Below are 19,146 nucleotides of genomic sequence, written 5' to 3' on the forward strand. Positions count from 1 at the left end.
TGGAGATGGCCAGAACCGAAACAGGGCGGGTCGTGCGAAAGACCCGATTATCAGGGACCGAAACATGGCTTCGACATACGTGAAATCGATAACCGGCCTTCTTGCCGCAAGCGCACTTTTGATGGGCGCGACGGGAGCAACTGCTGCCGACCGCGTCAAGATCGAATGGTGGTACGCGATCTCCGGAAAGCTCGGCGATACCGTCCAGCAGCTGATCTCCGATTTCAACAAGTCGCAGGACAAGTACGAGGTCGTCGGCACCTTCAAGGGCAATTACGAAGAGACCTTGGCCGCCATGGTCGCCGCCTACCGCGTCAGCCAGCAGCCGGCTATCCTTCAGTCGGCCGAGCGTGGTTTCATGACCATGCTGAATTCCGGCGCGATCATCCCGGTTGACCAGCTGATGGCCAAGCAGGGCTACAAGACCGACTGGAACGACTTCATCAAGCCGGTCGCCGGCTTCTACATCGTCAACGGCAAGCCGGCAGCGCTGCCCTTCAACTCCTCGACGCCGATCCTCTGGTATAATGCCGATGCGTTCAAGGCCGCCGGCTTCGACGCGCCGTCCGACACCTGGCAGGGCCTCGAAAAGCAGCTTTATGCGCTGAAGGAAAAGAAGGTCACCGACTGCTCGATGGCGCTGCCGGGCGACTTCCAGTGGAGCCTGATCGAGAACTATTCCGCGATCAACAACTACCCCTTCGCCACCAAGGCCAACGGTTATGCCGGCCTCGATACCGAATTCGTCTACAACAAGACCGGTGTCGTCGGTCAGGTCGCCCGTCTCAAGAAGTGGGTGGATGACGGCGTGCTGAAGATCGCCGGCCAGGGTGTCGCCCCGATCAGCCTGTTTACCTCGGGCACCTGCGCCACGATCATCAATTCCACCGCCAGCCATTCCGGCGTCGAAGCTGATGCCAAGTTCAAGTGGAGCGCCGCGGTCATGCCGCATGAAGCGGGTGCCGACGTCAGGAACGGCACGATCGGCGGCGCGTCGCTCTGGGCGGTCAAGGGCAAGTCGGAAGAGGTTCAGGCCGGCGTTGCCGCCTTCTTCAACTTCGTTGCCCAGCCCGACACCCAGGAATGGTGGAGCAAGGCGACCGGCTACGTTCCGGTCACCAATGCCGCCTACCAGAAGATGAAGGCCGAGGGTTATTTCAAGGATCATCCGACCCGCGAGATCGCCATCGAGCAGCTGTCGCGCGGCGAGCCGACCGACAATTCGCGCGGCTTCCGCTTCGGAAACCACAACCAGTCGACCGCCATCCTGATCGAGGAAATCCAGGCCGTCTGGACCGGCAAGAAGACCCCGCAGGAAGCGCTCGACAGTTCCGTCAAGCGCGGCAACGAGATCCTGCGCCAGTACGAGAAGCTCCATGCCGGCAAATAATGCCATCATGACCAAGAACGAGGGCGCGGTGAAGCGCCCCGGTTTGCCCTTGCGGCGGAGCCTGAGCTCCCTGGTCGGGACGTCGGAAGCGGGGCTCAAGGCCTCGCATTTCCGGCGGCCCTGGCTGGCCGCAGGCCTGCTTGCGCCGCAATTGCTGATCCTGCTGTTCTTCTTTTTCATCCCCACCTGGAAGGCGCTGTCGCTCGCCTTCGTGCAGGTGGATCCGTTCGGCGGCACGATGATCTTCGTCGGGTTGGAAAATTTCACCACCCTGTTTTCGAGCCCGGAATATCGCGACAGCGCCATCCTGACACTCTGGTTCACGGTCGTGCAATGTATCGCGACGCTTGTCATCGCCGGGCTGCTGGCCTTCGCCACCGACAACGTCATGCGCGGCCGGGCGATCTACAAGGGCGTCATCCTTCTGCCCTATGCGATCGCCCCGGCAATATCGGGCGTGCTCTGGGCTTTCCTGTTCAACCCAACCGTCGGCCCGCTCGCCCAGATGCTGCATGAACTGGGCCTCGCCTGGGACCCGAACCGCCGGCCGTTCGACGCGCTGCTGCTGGTCTCGGTTGCGGCGATCTGGAAACATGTCTGCTACGACTACATCTTCCTCGTCGCTGCGTTCCTCGCCGTGCCGGCCTCGGTGATGGAGGCCGCGGCGATCGACGGCGCCCGGCCGGTCCGCCGTTTCCTCACGGTGACGCTGCCCATGGCCGCGCCGACGATCTTCTTCCTGATTGTCATGAATTTCGTCTACGGCCTGTTCGAGACCTTCGGCATCATCGACACGGTGACGCGCGGCGGCCCCGCCGGCAGCACCAACACGCTGGTCTACAAGGTCTATCAGGACGGTTTCCGCCAGCTCGACCTCGGCTCGTCGGCCGCCCAGTCGGTGATCCTGATGGCGATCGCCGTGCTCTTCACCTTCCTGCAGTTCCGCGCCGTCGAGCGCAAAGTCAATTATCAGGTGTGATCATGGTCGAACGTCACACGGGCCTCTCGATCTTCTGCCACGTCGTTCTGCTGATCGGTGCGGCAGTCGTCTGCATGCCGCTTTATTTCGCTTTCGTCGCCGGCTCGCTGACGGTCGGTGAGGTGCAGCAGGTGCCGTTTCCGCTGGTCCCGGGTGGCCATTTCGTAGAGAACACTGTCCTCGCCTGGAACGAAGGCCAGTTCAGCCGTCTCTACGTCAATTCCCTCATCGTCACCGTCGGCATTGTCGTCGGCAAGCTGGCGGTCTCGCTCATCGCCGGTTTCGCGGTCACCTATTTCCGCTTTCCCTTCCGCATGACCGCCTTCTGGCTGATCTTCGTCTCGCTGATGCTTCCCGTGGAAGTCCGCATCATCCCGACCTACGAGGCGGTGGCGGATGCCGGCGGCCCGCTTCGGTCGCTGTTCGACGCGATCGGCCTGACCGGTTTTGTCGCCGATACGACCGGCTACCAGCTCGACGCCGCGCTGCAATGGAACATGATCAACAGCTATGGCGGCCTCATCCTGCCGCTGATCGCCTCGGCGTCGGCGACCTTCCTGTTCCGCCAGTTCTTCCTGACCGTGCCGGACGAACTCTGCGAGGCGGCCAAGCTCGATGGCGCCGGGCCGCTGAAATTCTTCTGGGACGTGCTTCTGCCGCTGTCGCGCGCCAATATCGCGGCGCTGTCGATCATCCTCTTCCTCTATGGCTGGAACCAGTATCTCTGGCCGCTTCTCTTCACCACCGAGAAGGCGATGAGCACCGCAATGATCGGGCTCAAGGACCTGATCCCGGTCGCCGATGCCCAGCCGGCCTGGAACATCGCCATGGCCGCTTCCTTTTTTGTGATGGCGCCGCCCGCTCTCGTCATCCTTCTGATGCAACGCTGGTTCACCAAGGGCCTGGTGGATTCCAGCAAATAGAAAAGAGGTATTTCCAATGACCAATCCCATCATCGTCGGCCATCGCGGCGCCCGCAATCTCTGGGCCGAGAACAGCCTGACCGGCTTCCGCAACCTGCTCGACCTCTCCGTCGAATCGGTCGAGTTCGACGTGCATCTGAGCGCCACCGGCGAACTCCTCGTCATCCACGACGCGACGCTTGACCGCACCACAGAGCGCTCCGGCCGGGTGGCGGATCTCGCCGCCGGCGAATACCGTTCGGTGATCCTCAAGGGTACCAATGAGCGCATCCCCACGCTCGAGGAAGTGCTTGAAATCTACGCACCGACCGGTCTCGAACTGCATGTGGAACTGAAGGCCAATGCCGACGGCAAGCCTTATGAAGGTCTCGAAGCCAAGGCTGCGGCCATGATCGACCGCTTTGGTATCGCGGACAATTCCCTCCTGACCAGCTTCAGCGGCGAGGTCCTGAAGACGATCGGGCAAGTCGCGCCGCATATCCGCCGGCTGTCCTCGCTCAATCACAAATCCGTCCAGGCTCTCGGGCTGCGCCAGTCCGTCGAAGCCATGCTGTTGGTCTCCGACGTGCTGGCGATCGAAAAGGCGCTGCTGCTGGAAGAATGGGAACTGCTCTCCGCACTCGTTCCGGCCAAAAAGCTCGGCGTCTGGGTTCCGAACGAACTGGAAGACCTGTCGTTCTGGCTGAAGCGCCCGCTGCGCCAGATCACCACCGACCGCCCGGATCTCGCCGTCAAGGCACGCGAAGGACTGTTCGATGCCGCTCATTGATCGTCGAAGCCTGCTGCTGGGCGGACTGGCGGCGGCTGCCATCTGGCGGCCGCTCGGCTCCGCACGTGCGGCAAGCTTCAACACCGATCCTTTCGCTCTCGGCGTCGCCTCCGGCGCGCCGAGGGCCGACAGCATCGTGCTCTGGACGCGGCTAATCCTGGAGAACGCATCGGCCGCCACCTCCGCCGATCCCTTTGCCCCGGCACCTAAGCCGGTCCTGGAGCCGATCGATGTGGAATGGATGGTCGCCGAGGACGAGGCTTTTTCAAAGCCGGTCCGGTCGGGCCTCTTCCGTGCCGTCGCGGAATTCGCCCATTCGGTGCATGTCGAGGTGACGGGCCTTTTGCCCGGCCGCTGGTATTTCTACCGCTTCCGCTCCGGCAATGCGGAAAGCCCGGTCGGCCGCACCCGCACCGCACCGACGGATAGCGTCGATACGCTCCGTCTCGCCTTCGCCTCCTGCCAGCAATACGAGCAGGGTTTCTACAGCGCCTATGCCGACATGGCCGGCCGCGATCTCGACCTCGTCGTCCATCTCGGCGACTACATCTACGAGCGGAGTTACGGCGCGCAACTGGTGCGCAAACACCAGACCGGCGTGCCGTCGATGCTCTACGAATTCCGCGATCGTTACGCGCTTTACAAGTCCGACCCGCAATTGCAGGCGGCGCATGCCGCTTTTCCCTGGCTCGCCGTCTGGGACGATCACGAGGTCACCAACAATTATGCCAACGACCGGGCGCCGGACGCGCCGAACCCGGCCGAATTCCTCGCCCGCCGCCGCGCCGCCTACCAGGCCTGGTTCGAGCATATGCCGGTGCATCCGAGTCTTGCAGCCGGTTTCGATGCGCTGCGCATCTACGATCATTACCGCTTCGGCAACTTGGCTGGCGTGACGCTCATCGATACGCGACAATACCGCTCGCCGGAACTCGAAGGCTTTGCCGGCGACGATCGGCTGGAACGAACCATGCTCGGCCCGGCACAGGAACAATGGCTCGGCAATACGCTCGGTGCCAGCCAGGCGAAATGGAATATCATCGCCCAGCAGACGCTGCTTGCCGAACGCGACACCAAATCCGGTCCGGCCACCGCGTATAATCTCGACGGCTGGGATGGTTATCGCGCCGCTCGCGGCCGGCTGCTGGAGGCGGTGCAGACCTCGGCGGTCCAAAATCCGCTGATCATCGGCGGCGACCTGCATGCCTTCTACGCGGCGGATGTGAAGCGCGATTTCGCGGATGAGAAGGCCCAGGCCATCGCCAGCGAATTCGTCTGCGGCTCGATCACCTCAGATGCGCCTTCCGCAGCGAGCCTGGCGACGGCGCTTGCCGAAAATCCGCATCTCAAGTTTGCCTCGGACAAGCATGGTTATGCGATCATGCGCCTGAGCGATCGGTCGGCCGAGGTGGATTTCATCGGGATCACCGACCGCAAGCAGCAGAATTCCCCCGCTGCCGTTTTCCAGAGCTTTGCCGTCGCCGACGGTTCGGCTGGCGTCAATCGGCTTTGACGCCTCACTCAAGTTGGACTTTCATGCAGATAGATCTCCTGATTTTCGATTGTGACGGCGTCCTGATCAACAGCGAGCCGATCGCCAGCCGCACGCTTGCCAAGGCTCTGCAGGATGCCGGCGCCGCCATTACCGCCGAAGAGGTTCTGGTTCGCTTCACCGGCAATTCGGCCAGCGCCATCCGCCGCATCTGCACCGAAGAACTCGGCATCACCGATCTGGATGCGGTCTTCGAGGCCTGGCATCTCGACATCTATCCGGAATTCGCCCGCTCGCTGGAGCCGATGCCCGGTATCGAAAGCCTGGTCCGGTCGCTGCCGCACCGCAAATGCGTCGCCTCCAACAGCTCGACGGACCGGCTGTCGAAAAGCCTCGGCCTTTTGCCCCTCTGGAACGCCTTCGCGCCCTCGATCTTCAGCGCCGACATGGTGGCGCGGCCGAAACCGGCGCCGGATCTCTTTCATCTCTGCGCGGAAACCCTGTCGGCCAATCCGGCCCGCTGCGTGGTGATCGACGACAGCGCCCACGGGATCACCGGGGCGAGGGCGGCGGGCATGACGGCGATCGGCTTCGTTGATCCGGCAGACCCACGGTCCGGCCGCGTGAAAACCCTGGCGGAAGCCGGAGCCATATTCGTGGCGACCGGTGCCGCCGAGCTTCAGGAAGCACTTGCCCGTCTGGAAGCGCCGCTCACCGTGGAAGCCTGAGCGACCACTTCGCCAACATCCCGAAATAAAAAATCGCCGGTGTCATCCGCCTGTAAAACTCCGGCCCTAAGAAACCCCCAGCAAGGTTGCACGGCTGTGCAAGAGGGGGTTCGATGGAGCGGGACGGGTTTTTGGAATTGCGCGGCATCGCCAGCCGTTATGGCGCCACGCAGGTTCTGACCGATATCGACCTGTCGATCGCCAAGGGCGAGTTCGTGGCGCTGCTCGGTTCGTCCGGCTGCGGCAAGACCACCCTTCTGCGCCTGCTCGCCGGTTTCATCGATCCTTCGGCCGGCGAAGTGAAGGTGCGCCATCGCGACGTGACCCACCTGCCGCCCGACAAGCGCGGCATGGCGCTGGTCTTCCAGTCCTACGCGCTCTGGCCGCATATGACGGTCGCGCAGAACATCGGTTATGGGCTCAAGCTGAAGGGCGTTCCGCGTGCCGAGATCGCCAATCGCGTCGCCGCCATGCAGTCACTGCTGGGGCTCGACGGGCTGGAGGCGCGCAAGCCTTCGGCACTGTCCGGCGGCCAGCGCCAGCGTGTCGCGCTCGGCCGGGCGCTTGCCATCGATCCGGAAATCCTGCTGCTCGACGAGCCGCTGTCTAACCTCGACGCCCGTATCCGCCTGACCGTCCGCCATGAGCTGCGGGCGCTGCAGAAGCGCCTCGGCATCACCGCCATCCATGTCACCCACGACCGCGAGGAGGCCATGGTGATGGCCGACCGGATCGTCATCCTCAATGCCGGCAGGATCGCGCAACAGGGCACGCCGGAGGATGTCTATAATCGCCCGGCCTCGGCCTTTGTTGCCGCCTTCATGGGCGCGGAGAATGTGCTTTTCCTGAACGGCGAGCCGCAGGGCGACCTGTTCGCGATCGCCGCCGGCCCGGCGAATGCGGCCGGCAATGTGCCGCTCCTTGGCCACGCGCTGGCAGCGGGTTCGGTCGAAGCCCGCTTCCGCCCGGAGGCCGCCCGTCTGTTCCCGGCCGATGATATCGCCGTGATCGGCCCCGGCATCACCTTCCGGGGCGAGGTTGCCGCCGTCAGTTATCCCGGCGGCCATTGGCGTCATGTCGTCAAGCTCGGCGATCACGAAATCATGGCCGATGCCGAACGCGCCTTCGAGCCGGGCACCCGCGTCTCCGTGTTCGTGCCGGCCGATGCGCTGTTCCTGTTCAATTCGCCGGAGGCTGCTTCGGTCTCACCCATTTCCCGGACGCCGTCCGGGAAAGTCTACGCCTGACCTTTCGATACCTCTGCCTTTTCAGCTCACGGAGAAGCACTCATGAACAAGATGTCCTACGCAGCCTTCGCCGTCGTTTTCGCGGCCCTTCCGGTTCATGCCGAAGAGCTGACGGTTGCGACCGCCGGCGACCAGAACATGGTCGACTACATCAACCAGTATCTCGGCCCGCTGTTCGAAAAGACCTATCCGGGCAACACGGTTCGCGCCGTCGGCACCGGCCCCGGCGACGCCGGCTCGCAGAAGATCCTGGAGCGTTTCGACGCCCAGGCCGCGGCGAAGGCTGACAAGTGGGACGTCGACGTCGCTGTCGTCCACGAAAAATTCGTTGGCCCGATGGTGACCAAGAACTATCTCGACAAGTACCGCAGCGACATCGAAACCGGCAAGCTCGTCACCCGCGCCAACGCCAAGATGGCGCTCGGCACCAATGTCGACGGCTATGTCATGCCGATGTTCAATAGCCAGACCGCGATCGCCTACAATCCGGCGCTCGTTCCGAACCCGCCGAAGTCCTATGCCGAGCTCGCAGACTGGGCCAAGGCCCATCCGAAGCAGTTCGGTTATAACGGCATCAAGGGCGGCGCTTCCGGCGTCTCGTTCGTCATGGGCTGGATCTACGCCTTCGGCGGCGGCGATGCCAACACCCTGATGAACGGCCCGTTCAAGGAGGACGAAACCAAGAAGTGGGATACGGCCTTCAAGAGCCTCGCCGACTTCACCACCAACGCCACGCTGACGCCCGGCAATGCCGGCACGCTCGACCTGCTGTCGCGCGGTGAAATCGCCATGGGCCCGGTCTGGGTCGACATGTTCTACTCGTGGCAGGCCAGCGGCCAGCTGCCGCCGACCATGAAGCTGGTTCTGCCGGCTCCGGGCATGCCGGGCCAGCCGATGCACTACGTCCTGCCGGAAAAGGCAGCCCACAAGGCGCTGGCCGAGAAGTTCATCGCTCTCGCCACCAGCCCGAAGGTCCAGGCGGAAGGCATCGTCAAGCGCTTCAACTGGTATCCGGGCATCGACGCCGACAACGTCAAGAAGGAACTGGACGACGCCACCTGGAACAAGCTGTTCGTCGACATCTCGCCGGCCGACCTTGCCGCCAAGGGCAAGCCCTTCCCGATCGCGCCCTACAACACCGCGATCCTCGAAGCCTATGAGAAGTCTGTGAAGTAACGTTCTGTCTTCTCCCCAGCGGGGAGAAGATGTCCGACAGGACAGATGAGGGGGCAAGCGACGCAGGAGCGCGCGATCGAGCGCAAGCGAGGTCGCATCTGCCGCAAAACCCCCTCATCCGGCCCTTCGGGCCACCTTCTCCCCGCTGGGGAGAAGAGACTGTCCCAACATCTCTCCGAATGGTCGAACCATGCCAAAACGCCTCCTCGGTCTCCTTCTCGTGCTGCCGGCACTCGCGGTGATCGCCTTTCTCTTCATCCTGCCGCTGATCATGTCGGCGGTCGGCGCCTTCCAGGTGGAGGGGGCTTTCGGCTGGGGCAATTTCACCAAGACCTTCGACCTCTATACCAAGGACATCGTCTTCACCGTCGTGATCGTCAGCCTGTCGACGGTGCTGATCGGCATCGCCTCGGTTGCGATAGGCGGTTACCTGACGCTCGGCGAACATCCGGTTGCGGTGGCGATCCTGCGCTGGCTCTATCGCTGGCCGATGTTCATTCCCTTCATCGTCGTCGGCCAGATCCTTCGCACCTTCCTGTCCAAGAACGGCATGATGAACAACACTTTCATCAATCTCGGCCTGCTGACGCCGCTCGATGCGGTGAGCTTCCTCGACTGGCGCGGCATCGTCATCGCCTTCGTCTGGAAGCAGACGCCGTTCGTGGCATTGCTCGTCGCCGGCGCGATGGCTTCCATCAATCGCGACACGATCGAGGCGGCCCGCAATCTCGGCGCCTCGCGGCTGCGGCTGCTCTTGGAAATCGTCGTGCCGCAGGTGGCGATGACGCTGACGGTCGGCCTCATCCTCTCCTTCGTCACCATGATGTCGGTTCTGTCCGTGCCGCTGATGATCAACGCCCAGTCGCCGACCATGCTGACCGCCGATATCGCCTTCCGGGTCAATTCCTACGGAGATTACGGCGTCGCCAACGCGCTCGGCCTCATCTCGCTCGTGCTCGCCGCATCCGTCGCATGGATCTACCTGCGCGCCAGCCTCAAGGAACGCGCATGACAGCCGCCCATATTCCCGCCGCCCGCAATCCTCTCGCTGCCCTCTGGTGGGTGCCGCGCGGCATCATCTTCGGGCTGATGGCCTTCTTCATCTTCGGGCCGCTCTTCAACCTGCTGCTCTGGACGGTGGCGGAGAAGTGGTATTTCCCCTACAGCCTGCCGCTCGAATACGGCTTCAGCTCCTGGGCAAAAGTGTTCGCGCCGCGTGGCGGAGCGATGGAATCGCTCACCAATTCGCTGATCGTGGCGTTGCTCACCGTCGTCGTTTCGCTGTTGCTGGCGATCCCGGCCGGTTACGCGTTGGCGCGGCTGAAACTGCCGTTCCGAGGCCTCATCCTGCTCGCGTTCCTCATTCCGCAGGCCTTTCCGAACCTGACGGTCTATGTGAACATCGCCCGCATATTCTATGAGATCAGGCTCAACGGCACGATCCCCGGCGTCGTGCTGGTGCATGTCTCGCATGGCCTGGTCTATGCGGTCTGGATCGCCACGGCCGCCTTTTCGGCGATCGATGCGGAACTCGAACAGGCGGCCCGCAATATCGGTGCCGGTGCGTTCCGCGCCTTTCTCGACGTGACGCTGCCGCTCGCAGCACCCGGCCTGATGGCGAGTGCCATCTTCGTTTTCCTCGAATCGCTCGACGAATTCACCGGCAGCTATTTCGTCGGCGCGCCTGATGTGAACATGCTGCCGCTGCTGCTCTATACCACCGCTGCCGGTGGCAATTATCAGATCGCATCGATCACTGCCCTCTTGCTGCTCGTTCCCTCCCTGGTGTTCATGTTGATCGTGGAGCGATTCCTGAAGGCGGACGTCCTTTCGCGCGTGGGGCATTGAGGAAAGCATGAAGGACGAAAAACGCATGCGCTTCGTCAGCGCCGAACAGGTCGCCCGTCTTGCCGGCGTCTCCCGTTCGGCCGTGTCCCGCACCTTCACGCCGGGTGCCAGTGTTGCGCCGGCGACGCGGGAAAAGGTGCTGCGGGCGGCGGAAGAGCTCGGTTACCACGTCAACGACCTCGCCCGCGGCGTGCTCGCCAACCAGAGCCGCCTCGTCGGCATCGTCGCGACCAAGCCGGAACTCGGTTTTCGCGCCCATCTGACGGCGGCACTCGCCAAAGCGCTGATCCATCGCGGCAATATCCCGATCCTCATCAATACCGGCCAGACCGAAGACGAGTTGCTGGCCGCCCAGAAGATGCTGATCGGCCACCGTGCCGAAGCGACCATCATCCTGTCCGGTTCGCCGCCCGCAAGCTTTTTCGAACTCGCCCAGCGCAACGGCCAGCCGCTGGTGGTGATCGGCCGCTCGGAGCCGGATGCCGATCATGTCCGCGCCGGCAATTCCGAGGCCTCGCGCAAGGCCGCCAACGCCTTCTTCGACGCTGGACGTCGTCGCCTTGCCGTCGTCGGTTCGCAATCGGGAACGCCGAGCATCGTCGAGCGCGAAAATGCTTTCATGTCGGCGGCGCGGTCGCTCGGCGCCGAGGTCCAGTCCGCCGGGGGGCCTGACTCCGACTACGACAGCGGCATTGCCGCCGCCCGCGAACTGTTTGCCGGCGGCGAGCGCCCGGATGCCGTGTTTTGCACCAACGACCAGATCGCCTTCGGGGTGATGGATTTCATCCGCATCGAGGCGAAACTTCGCATTCCCGAAGACGTGGCCGTGATCGGCTTCGACGACGTGCCGGAAGCCGCCTGGCTGAGCTACAGCCTCACCACCTTCCGCCAGGATCCGATCATCATGGCGCTTCGGGCCGTGGAGCTTCTGGAACGACGGCTGGAAAACCCGGACGCGTCGCCGGGATACGAGCGGGTGATCCCCGAACTGGTCGTGCGAAAGAGTTTCGTCCCGGCTTAAAGCTTCAGCAGCTTGCGGGCATTTTCCTTGAGGATCAGCGGCCGCACCTCGTCCTTGATCGAAATCGCCGCAAAGTCCGCCATCCAGCGGTCAGGTGTGATCGCCGGCCAGTCCGAGCCGAACAGCATTTTGTGCTTCAGGATCGAGTTGGCGTACTGCACCAGGATCTGCGGAAAGTACTTTGGAGACCAGCCGGACATGTCGATATAGACGTTTGGCTTGTGGGTCGCGACGGAAAGCGCCTCCTCCTGCCAGGGGAAGGAGGGATGTGCGAGGATGATCGGCATGTCGGGAAAATCGGCTGCCACGTCATCGAGATAAATCGGGTTGGAATATTTCAGCCGCATGTTCATGCCGCCGCGCATGCCGGCGCCGACGCCGGTCTGGCCGGTATGGAACAGCGTGATCGCGCCTTCTTCGGCAATCGCCTCGTAGAGCGGATAGGCCATCCGGTCGTTCGGATAGAAGGCCTGCATGGTCGGGTGGAACTTGAAGCCCTTGACGCCGAATTCCCGCACCAGCCGGCGCGCCTCGCGGGCGCCCATCTTGCCCTTGGCGGGGTCGATCGAGGCGAACGGGATCATGATATCGCTGTTTTCGGCAGCGATCATCGCTACTTCTTCGTTGTTGTAGCGGCGAAAGCCGGTCTCGCGCTCGGCATCGACCGGGAAGATCACGCAGCCGATCTTGCGTTCGCGGTAATAGACGGCGGTCTCGTTGACCGTCGGCAGCATGCCCTTGTGGCCGGCCGGGTTCTTGAAATATTTGGCCATGCCGGCCTGGAATTGGTCGTAGCCGTCGTCGCGGGGGCCGCAGCAGGGTTCTTCCGCATGGGTGTGGACGTCGATGGCGATCAGTTCGTCGATGTTCAAGGTTCGCTCCTCCCGGTCCTTAAATTCAGCCCAGGCCCACGAATTTCCGCAGCAGGGCCGTCAGTTGTTGGCGCTCGTCAGCGGTAAGATTGGCGCCGACCGACCCTTCGTAGGTGAAGAACCATTGGCTCGCCTGCTTCACCCTTGTCACCGCTTCCGGCGTCAGCGTGATCTCCACGGCCCGGCGATCGCCATCAGGCACCTTCCGCGAAACGAGGTTCTGGTCCTCCAGCGCCCGGATCAGCTTGGTCATATGGGCTCGTTTGATCATCAACCGTTGGCCGAGCACGCTCTGTCGGATGCCGGGATTGTGGAGAATGACCCAAAGTACGGAGAATTCCCCAGGCTTCAGATTATGTTCGCCGACCTCTTCGAAAAACCGCTCGTAGATCTTGAGCTGCGCCAGCCGCATCAGGAAGCCGAGCGCCGAATTGAGCCGGTCGAGATCGACCTCGTCCGCCGTGCGGATCGGCATGTCCATGGGCGTTTCCCCTTATGCCGAACCCGGCGCCTTCAGCCTTGCGGCGCGTTTTTCCAGGAAGGCGCGCAGCCGCTCTTCGGCCTCCGGGCTAGTGGCCGTGAAGGAGGCGATAAAGGATTCGACAAAAAGGCCATCCTCCTTCGCCATGTCCTGGATGCGCGGGAGCGCGTTTATGACAGCGTAATTGGAGATTTCCGCATTGCTGGCGGCCGCTTCCGCAAGCTCATGTGCCTTCTGCCGAGCCATGCCCTTTTCGACGACGTATTGCGCCAGGTTCCAGCGCTCCGCCTCTTCCGCCGAAGCGACGCGGCCGGTCAGCATCATGTCGGTCATGCGGGCGACGCCCATCAGCCGGGCAGCACGCACCGAACCGCCGCCGCCGACGAAAATGCCGCGCTGGCCTTCCGGCAACGCGAAGAAGGCGGATTTGTCGGCAACGCGGATATGGGTGGATGCTGCCAGTTCAAGGCCGCCGCCGACGACCGCGCCATGCAGGGCCGAAATCCACGGGATCGTGCCGTGTTCGATGCCGGCAAACACCGCATGCCAGCGGCGCGAGCCGCGCACGCCTTCGATCGGCGTTTTCTTCACATGTTCGGCAAGGTCGAGCCCGGCGCAGAAGTGATCGCCATGGCCGAAGAGAACGACGGCTTTCGCCTCGCTTTCGGCCCGCGCCACAGTCTCGGCGATCGTCTCGACGAAACGGTCGCTGATCGCATTGCGCTTTTCAGGGCGGTTAAGACCTATATGGGCAACATTGCCCTTGAGCTCATAGGTCACGAAGCTGGTTGCCGTCTGATCGGCCATTTTATGCATTCTCCTCCAGCAACGGACGCTCCCCAGCCCGTCATCAGTTTTTGATCGTTTACAGGGAGATTGTTTCTTTGTAAACAAATTTTGGGAGCCCGAGAGGGAGCATTGACGTCTGGGAGGAGAAGTCATGAGCGGAAAACCTGTGCGTGACGTGAAGCTGTGGTCGCCCGTGGTCGGCTGGGAAGAGCGGCCGAACGGCGAATTCGTGGTCTGGCGCGAGGATCCGCTAGGTCCTTATCCCGACAAGCTCAACGAGCGGCTGGTCCACTGGGCGAAAACCGCACCCGATCGCACCTGGATGGCGGATCGCGAAGGCACGGCCGAGTGGCGCAGGGTGAGTTTTGCGCAGGCGCTCGATCAGGTGCGGCGCGTCGGCCAGTTCCTGCTGGACATGAAGCTCTCGGCAGAACATCCGCTGGTCATCCTCTCGGAAAACTCCATCGAACATGCGCTGATGGCGCTCGGCGCCCAGCATGTGGGTATCCCGTCCGCAGCGATCGCGCCGGCCTACGCGACCATCTCCTCCGATTTTTCGAAGCTGCACGACATCGCCAAGCAGATCACCCCCGGCCTGATCTTCGCCGACGACGCGGGTGCCTTCCGCAAGGCGGTCGATACGGCTTTCGGGGCTGACATACCCTTTGCCGGGATGCGCAACCTGCCTGAGGATAGGTCCGGCATCTATCTCCTCGACGACATCCTCAAGACCGAGCCGACCGAGGCTGTGGACAAGGCTTTTGATGCGGTCGGGCCGGATACGGTCGCGAAATTCCTGTTCACCTCGGGCACCACGGGCTCGCCCAAGGCGGTCATCCAGACGCAGCGCATGCTATGTTCCAACCAGGAGATGGTGACCGACTGCTATTCCTATTTCCGCGACGAACCGCCGGTCCTGGTCGACTGGGCGCCCTGGAACCACACCGCCAGCGGCAACAAGGTGTTCAACATCGCCATCTATAGCGGCGGAACCTATTACATCGACCGCGGCAAGCCGAGCCCGGCGCTGATGGCCCAGACGATTGCCAACCTGAAGGAAATCTCGCCGACCTGGTATTTCAACGTGCCGGCCGGCTACGAAATGCTGATCCAGGCGATGCGCGAGGACGAGGGTCTTCGCAAGACCTTCTTCAAGGACCTGAAGCTGCTGATGTATGCCGGTGCCGGCATGGCGCAACATACCTGGGATGCGCTGATCGAGCTTTCCGAGATGACGATCGGCGAACGGGTGCCGCTCGGCACCGGCATAGGCTCCACCGAGACCGCGCCGTTCGCGATCTTCTGCACCGACCCGCAGGAAAAGCCCGGCAATATCGGCGTGCCAGGCCAGGGCGTCACGATGAAGCTGGTACCGATCGACGACAAATACGAGCTTCGCCTCAAGGGCCCGAACGTCACCCCCGGTTACTGGCGCAACGAGAAGCTGACCAGAGAGGCCTTCGATGAGGAAGGCTTCTATCGGATCGGTGACGCGGTGAAATTCGCCGTCCCCGGCGATCCGCGCCAGGGCTTCTATTTCGACGGACGCACGGCGGAGAACTTCAAGCTGCAGACCGGCACCTGGGTGGCGGTCGGCGTGTTGCGGGCACAGATCGTCAACCAGTTCGGCGGGTTGATCCGCGATGCGGTCATCACCGGCGAGAACCGGGCCGAGCTCGGGGCGCTGGCGGTGCCCTTCATGCCGGCACTGCGCGAGCTGATCGGCGGCGACGCCGTCCTTCCCGACGAGGCGGTGGTTACCCATCCGAAGGTAAGGGCGGCGATCGCCGAGCGGCTGAGGGAACACCAGAAACAGTCGAGCGGTTCGGCGACGCGGGTGATGCGCATGATGCTGATGACCCAGCCGCTGCGCTTCGAAAAGGGCGAAGTGACCGACAAGGGCTCAATCAACCAGCGCGCCGTGCTCGCCCATCGCGGCGACCTCGTCGAGGAACTGTATGCGGATGCGCCGGGCGTCATCCGGGTCGGCAAGGAGCTGGCGGCATGAGGATCGAAGGAACAAGCGCCGTCGTCACCGGCGGCGGATCGGGGCTCGGCGAGGCGACGGCACGGCTGCTCGCAACACTCGGGGCTGTGGTGCATGTCTTCGACCGCAACCAGGCCGCAGCCGAAAAGGTCGCGACCGCGATCGGCGGCGTGGCGCTCTCCGGAGACGTGACCAGCGAGGATGATGCGGCCAAGGCGCTCGACGTTGCGGCGAAAGCCGGCGACGGCTTGCGCATCCTTGTCAACTGCGCCGGCATCGGCACAGCGGGGCGCATCGTCGGAAAGAACGGACCGATGCCGCTTGCCGATTTCGAGCGGGTGATCCGTGTCAACCTGATCGGCACGTTCAACATGTTGCGGCTTGCGGCCGAGCGCATGTCGGGCCTGCCCGAGCGCGAGGACAAGGCGCGCGGCGTGATCGTCAACACCGCCTCGGTCGCCGCCTTCGAAGGGCAGATCGGCCAGGCGGCTTATGCGGCCTCTAAGGGCGGCATCGTTTCGCTGGCCTTGCCGGCGGCGCGCGAATTCTCCCGCTTCGGCATCCGCGTCAACACGGTTGCTCCCGGCATCTTCCTGACGCCGCTGCTCTACGAACTGCCACAGGAAGCCCAGGACAGTCTTGCCAGCGCGATTCCCTATCCGTCCCGCCTCGGCGATCCCGGCGAATTCGCCGATGCGGTGCGGTTCGTGATCGAGAACCAGTATATCAACGGCGAGGTGATCCGGCTTGACGGGGCGCTGCGCATGCAGCCGCGGTAGCCGATCATGTCGTTCTCGGATCAGGCAAGCCGAACGCTGGAACTTCTCGCCCTGACGCCGGGCTGGCACCGGCTCAAGGAACTCCGTGAGGATTGCGACGACGAGACGGTCGCGGCGATCGTCGAGGAGGCGGCGAGTTTTGCCGAGGGCGTGCTGGCTCCGCTGAATGCCGTCGGCGACCGGATCGGCGCGAGGGTGGTCGATGGCCGGGTGAGGACGCCGGACGGCTTTGCCGATGCCTTCCGGCAATATGCCGAGGCCGGTTGGCTCGGCATGGACGTGGCGGAAAAATTCGGCGGTCAGGCCGTGCCGCTGACATTGCATGCCGCCTGCGCGCCGCTGTTCGAGCGGGGCTGCGTGGCACTGATGATGGCGGCCGGCTCGACACGCGCCGCCGCGCATCTTCTGGCCGAAGCCGCCGACGAGACGACCGCGAACGAATGGGTGCCGAAACTCACCGCCGGCGAATGGGCGGCGACGATCTGTATTTCCGAGCCGGAAGCGGGCTCGGATGTCGGACGCCTGCGCACCAAGGCCGAATTGCGCGACGGCGAATGGCTGATCACCGGCCAGAAGATCTGGATCTCCTTCGGCGATCACGACATGGCGGACCGCATAGGTCATTGCCTGCTCGCCCGCACCAACGACCAGCCGGGCACGCGCGGCATCAGCCTGTTTCTGGTGCCGAACTTGATCGACGGCCGACCGAACGGCGTTTCGGTCGACCGGATCGAGGAAAAGATGGGCCTGCACGGCTCGCCCACCTGCGCCATGCGGTTCGAAGGCGCCAGGGGCATCATGCTCGGCCGCGAAGGCCGCGGCCTGCCGCAGCTTTTCACCATGATCGAGCTGATGCGGCTGCTCGCCGGCTGCCAGGGGCTGGGCATCGCGTCTGCCGCTGCCGATATCGCCGAGGACTATGCCAAGGAGCGCCGTCAGGGCGGACGGCCGGACCAGCCGCCGGTGCCGATATCGAGCCATCCGGATGTGCAGCGCCAGCTTCATGACATCCGCAGCTCCACGGAAATCCTGCGCGCCGCGGTTCTCGAACTTGCAACGACCATGGATATCGCCCGGCTGGAGCCCGAATCCGGGCTGGAGGATTTCACCGGCTGGATGCTGCCGCTGATCAAGAATTTCGGCGCGGCGGCGGGGTTTGAGACCGCGAATGCGGCGATCCAGGTGCTCGGCGGCGTCGGCTACACCCGCGACTGGCCGCTCGAACAATATCTGCGCGACTCCCGCATCATGACCATCTACGAAGGCACGACGGGCATGCAGGCGCTCGATTTCCTGACCCGCCGCCTCTGGCGCGACGAGGGCCGGGGGCTGGCACTCTTCCTGGAGAGGGCGCGCGACGAGATCGATGCCTATATCGCCGAACATCCGCAGGCTTCGGACACTGTTCTGGCGGTTCTCGACGGCTTCGAATTGCTGAGCGGCCGGATGACGGCGCTGCAATCCGATCCCGACGCGGCCCTCTATCGTGCCGACAGTTATATGCGGGCCGCCTGGGCGGCGGTCTCGGCCTGGATGGCGCTGCGCATCTCCGAGGTCAGGGCGGTGGAAAGCCTTTCCGCGCAGTTCGCATTCCATAGCGCACGCTGCGCTTGAGCCGACCGCCTGCGCGCCATGTGGTGGAGTTGCGAAACCGCGGAAAATATGTGCGTGATGCCGGTTAGGATTTTTTCTCGAAACGAGAAAGACAGTGAACATACTTCTCGACATCGGCGCCTTCCTGGCAACCGCCCGCGCCGGCAGCTTTTCCGCCGCCGGCCGTGACCTGGGCGTCGCGACCTCGGTCATCACCAAGCGGGTCAAGCGGCTCGAAGAGCATCTGAACACTCAGCTTTTCGTGCGCACCACCAGGCGGCTGGCGCTGACCCTCGATGGCGAGCGGCTGAGGCCGCGCCTGCAGCTTCTGGTCGGCGAGATCGAGGAGACGCTGGCGACGCCCAATACGCATGAACTGGGCCTGACCGGTTCGCTGCGCATCAAGGCGCCGACGACGCTGACCTCGATGTTCTTCGGGGATATCTGCGCCGCGTTCCAGGCGGCCAATCCGCGGGTGAAGATGGAGATCGTGCTGATCGACCGCTCGGTCAATCCGCTGGAGGAGGGGTTCGACGTGGCGATCGGCGCGCTGCCGCAATCCTACGCCTATGTGATCGACCACCCGCTGTGTCCATATCCGCGGGTGCTGTGCGCATCGCGGGGTTATCTGGCGGGCCGCAAGCGGCCGAGGACGCCCACCGAACTCGTCGGCCACGAATGCATCACCTTCCACACGATCGGCACCACCTGGACCTTCCAGATGGAGACGAGCACGATCAACGTGGAGATCACCTCGAATTTCACGGCCAACGACAGCCGGGTCCTGCTCGCGGCTGCCCGTCAGGGACTGGGACTGGCGATCCTGCCGAGGTTCCTCGCTCGGTCGGATCTCGATAGCGGCGCGCTCGAAGAGGTGATGCCGGAATTTCCGGTCGAGCCGCTCTGGGTCAAGGCGTCCGTGCCCAGGATCAAGATGAACAAGGTCGTGGTGTCCGAGTTCATATCCTACGTGCAGAAGCGGTTTTCGGAAGGCGTGCCGGATCAGGTCATTCCGATGTTCTGAGAAGAAATCCGGACCCGCAGCTGTTCCGCCTCCACTCCCGCCGTTTCG

General features: G+C 63.5%; 18 protein-coding genes. 15 read left to right on the forward strand and 3 right to left on the reverse strand.

The annotated features are described in order from the left end of the window. Positions 1–64 precede the first annotated feature (64 nt). The 11 genes from LZK81_RS00745 (at position 65) to LZK81_RS00795 (ending at position 11,573) form a co-directional block, all read left to right on the forward strand. Positions 65–1,390, forward strand: coding sequence for an extracellular solute-binding protein (locus tag LZK81_RS00745; RefSeq protein ID WP_418936461.1), 1,326 nt, complete (start codon positions 65–67; stop codon positions 1,388–1,390). Next, complete coding sequence (locus LZK81_RS00750; RefSeq protein ID WP_233954889.1) at positions 1,377–2,369, forward strand: ABC transporter permease subunit; 993 nt, start codon at positions 1,377–1,379, stop codon at positions 2,367–2,369. Before LZK81_RS00745 ends, LZK81_RS00750 begins: the two co-directional genes overlap by 14 nt. A 2-nt stretch (positions 2,370–2,371) precedes the next feature. Then, positions 2,372–3,292, forward strand: coding sequence for an ABC transporter permease subunit (locus LZK81_RS00755; RefSeq protein ID WP_233954890.1), 921 nt, complete (start codon positions 2,372–2,374; stop codon positions 3,290–3,292). 16 nt (positions 3,293–3,308) lie between these two features. After that, positions 3,309–4,061, forward strand: coding sequence for a glycerophosphodiester phosphodiesterase family protein (locus LZK81_RS00760; protein WP_046602791.1), 753 nt, complete (start codon positions 3,309–3,311; stop codon positions 4,059–4,061). Then, entirely contained in the window at positions 4,048–5,574 is a 1,527-nt protein-coding gene (locus LZK81_RS00765) for an alkaline phosphatase D family protein (protein WP_233954891.1), read from the forward strand. The genes LZK81_RS00760 and LZK81_RS00765 overlap by 14 nt, the downstream gene beginning before the upstream one ends. Before the next feature lie 23 nt (positions 5,575–5,597). After that, a complete protein-coding gene (locus LZK81_RS00770; RefSeq protein ID WP_046602793.1) occupies positions 5,598–6,281 on the forward strand; it encodes an HAD family hydrolase in 684 nt (227 codons plus the stop codon). A gap of 113 nt (positions 6,282–6,394) precedes the next feature. Then, entirely contained in the window at positions 6,395–7,528 is a 1,134-nt protein-coding gene (locus LZK81_RS00775) for an ABC transporter ATP-binding protein (protein WP_233954892.1), read from the forward strand. Between the two features lie 42 nt (positions 7,529–7,570). After that, the gene (locus tag LZK81_RS00780) at positions 7,571–8,704 is read left to right on the forward strand and encodes an extracellular solute-binding protein (RefSeq protein ID WP_233954894.1); all 1,134 of its coding nucleotides are present in this window, start codon (positions 7,571–7,573) and stop codon (positions 8,702–8,704) included. Positions 8,705–8,894: 190 nt separating this feature from the next. Next, entirely contained in the window at positions 8,895–9,716 is an 822-nt protein-coding gene (locus LZK81_RS00785) for an ABC transporter permease (protein ID WP_233954895.1), read from the forward strand. Then, on the forward strand, positions 9,713–10,552 hold the full coding sequence (locus LZK81_RS00790) for an ABC transporter permease (RefSeq protein ID WP_233954896.1): 840 nt from the start codon (positions 9,713–9,715) through the stop codon (positions 10,550–10,552). The genes LZK81_RS00785 and LZK81_RS00790 overlap by 4 nt, the downstream gene beginning before the upstream one ends. A gap of 7 nt (positions 10,553–10,559) precedes the next feature. Beyond that, the gene (locus LZK81_RS00795) at positions 10,560–11,573 is read left to right on the forward strand and encodes a LacI family DNA-binding transcriptional regulator (RefSeq protein ID WP_233954897.1); all 1,014 of its coding nucleotides are present in this window, start codon (positions 10,560–10,562) and stop codon (positions 11,571–11,573) included. Here LZK81_RS00795 and LZK81_RS00800 read toward each other — a convergent pair. Genes LZK81_RS00800 through LZK81_RS00810 form a run of 3 tightly spaced genes read right to left on the reverse strand, consistent with a single transcriptional unit; the run spans position 11,570 to position 13,733 of the window. Beyond that, complete coding sequence (locus tag LZK81_RS00800; RefSeq protein ID WP_046602797.1) at positions 11,570–12,445, reverse strand: amidohydrolase family protein; 876 nt, start codon at positions 12,443–12,445, stop codon at positions 11,570–11,572. The two genes, LZK81_RS00795 and LZK81_RS00800, sit on opposite strands and share 4 nt — an antisense overlap. Before the next feature lie 25 nt (positions 12,446–12,470). Next, on the reverse strand, positions 12,471–12,926 hold the full coding sequence (locus tag LZK81_RS00805; protein ID WP_046602798.1) for a MarR family winged helix-turn-helix transcriptional regulator: 456 nt from the start codon (positions 12,924–12,926) through the stop codon (positions 12,471–12,473). Between the two features lie 12 nt (positions 12,927–12,938). After that, entirely contained in the window at positions 12,939–13,733 is a 795-nt protein-coding gene (locus tag LZK81_RS00810) for a crotonase/enoyl-CoA hydratase family protein (protein WP_233954898.1), read from the reverse strand. Positions 13,734–13,866: 133 nt separating this feature from the next. On the opposite strand from LZK81_RS00810, the gene LZK81_RS00815 reads away from it, so the two are divergent. The 4 genes from LZK81_RS00815 to LZK81_RS00830 all read left to right on the forward strand — a co-directional run bounded on the left by LZK81_RS00815 (position 13,867) and on the right by LZK81_RS00830 (position 19,098). Continuing rightward, positions 13,867–15,723, forward strand: a complete 1,857-nt coding sequence (locus LZK81_RS00815; protein WP_233954899.1) for a feruloyl-CoA synthase — start codon at positions 13,867–13,869, stop codon at positions 15,721–15,723. Continuing rightward, positions 15,720–16,481: an SDR family NAD(P)-dependent oxidoreductase gene (locus LZK81_RS00820; protein WP_233954900.1), complete on the forward strand. Its 762-nt coding sequence runs from the start codon at positions 15,720–15,722 to the stop codon at positions 16,479–16,481. Before LZK81_RS00815 ends, LZK81_RS00820 begins: the two co-directional genes overlap by 4 nt. Before the next feature lie 6 nt (positions 16,482–16,487). Further along, positions 16,488–18,095, forward strand: a complete 1,608-nt coding sequence (locus LZK81_RS00825; protein ID WP_233954901.1) for an acyl-CoA dehydrogenase family protein — start codon at positions 16,488–16,490, stop codon at positions 18,093–18,095. A 94-nt stretch (positions 18,096–18,189) separates the two neighbouring features. Next, positions 18,190–19,098, forward strand: coding sequence for a LysR family transcriptional regulator (locus LZK81_RS00830; protein ID WP_233954902.1), 909 nt, complete (start codon positions 18,190–18,192; stop codon positions 19,096–19,098). The last annotated feature ends 48 nt before the right edge of the window (positions 19,099–19,146 follow it).

The organism is Neorhizobium galegae (assembly GCF_021391675.1).
GTDB lineage: Bacteria > Pseudomonadota > Alphaproteobacteria > Rhizobiales > Rhizobiaceae > Neorhizobium > Neorhizobium galegae_B.

Bases quoted from the DNA above. Each gene is read 5' to 3' on its own strand.
- LZK81_RS00805 (WP_046602798.1), bottom strand. From the start codon at position 12,926: ATGGACATGCCGATCCGCACGGCGGACGAGGTCGATCTCGACCGGCTC.
- LZK81_RS00775 (WP_233954892.1), top strand. From the start codon at position 6,395: ATGGAGCGGGACGGGTTTTTGGAATTGCGCGGCATCGCCAGCCGTTAT.
- LZK81_RS00785 (WP_233954895.1), top strand. From the start codon at position 8,895: ATGCCAAAACGCCTCCTCGGTCTCCTTCTCGTGCTGCCGGCACTCGCG.
- LZK81_RS00780 (WP_233954894.1), top strand. From the start codon at position 7,571: ATGAACAAGATGTCCTACGCAGCCTTCGCCGTCGTTTTCGCGGCCCTT.
- LZK81_RS00810 (WP_233954898.1), bottom strand. From the start codon at position 13,733: ATGGCCGATCAGACGGCAACCAGCTTCGTGACCTATGAGCTCAAGGGC.
- LZK81_RS00815 (WP_233954899.1), top strand. From the start codon at position 13,867: ATGAGCGGAAAACCTGTGCGTGACGTGAAGCTGTGGTCGCCCGTGGTC.
- LZK81_RS00820 (WP_233954900.1), top strand. From the start codon at position 15,720: ATGAGGATCGAAGGAACAAGCGCCGTCGTCACCGGCGGCGGATCGGGG.
- LZK81_RS00765 (WP_233954891.1), top strand. From the start codon at position 4,048: ATGCCGCTCATTGATCGTCGAAGCCTGCTGCTGGGCGGACTGGCGGCG.
- LZK81_RS00825 (WP_233954901.1), top strand. From the start codon at position 16,488: ATGTCGTTCTCGGATCAGGCAAGCCGAACGCTGGAACTTCTCGCCCTG.
- LZK81_RS00790 (WP_233954896.1), top strand. From the start codon at position 9,713: ATGACAGCCGCCCATATTCCCGCCGCCCGCAATCCTCTCGCTGCCCTC.
- LZK81_RS00745 (WP_418936461.1), top strand. From the start codon at position 65: ATGGCTTCGACATACGTGAAATCGATAACCGGCCTTCTTGCCGCAAGC.
- LZK81_RS00795 (WP_233954897.1), top strand. From the start codon at position 10,560: ATGAAGGACGAAAAACGCATGCGCTTCGTCAGCGCCGAACAGGTCGCC.
- LZK81_RS00770 (WP_046602793.1), top strand. From the start codon at position 5,598: ATGCAGATAGATCTCCTGATTTTCGATTGTGACGGCGTCCTGATCAAC.
- LZK81_RS00755 (WP_233954890.1), top strand. From the start codon at position 2,372: ATGGTCGAACGTCACACGGGCCTCTCGATCTTCTGCCACGTCGTTCTG.
- LZK81_RS00750 (WP_233954889.1), top strand. From the start codon at position 1,377: ATGCCGGCAAATAATGCCATCATGACCAAGAACGAGGGCGCGGTGAAG.
- LZK81_RS00760 (WP_046602791.1), top strand. From the start codon at position 3,309: ATGACCAATCCCATCATCGTCGGCCATCGCGGCGCCCGCAATCTCTGG.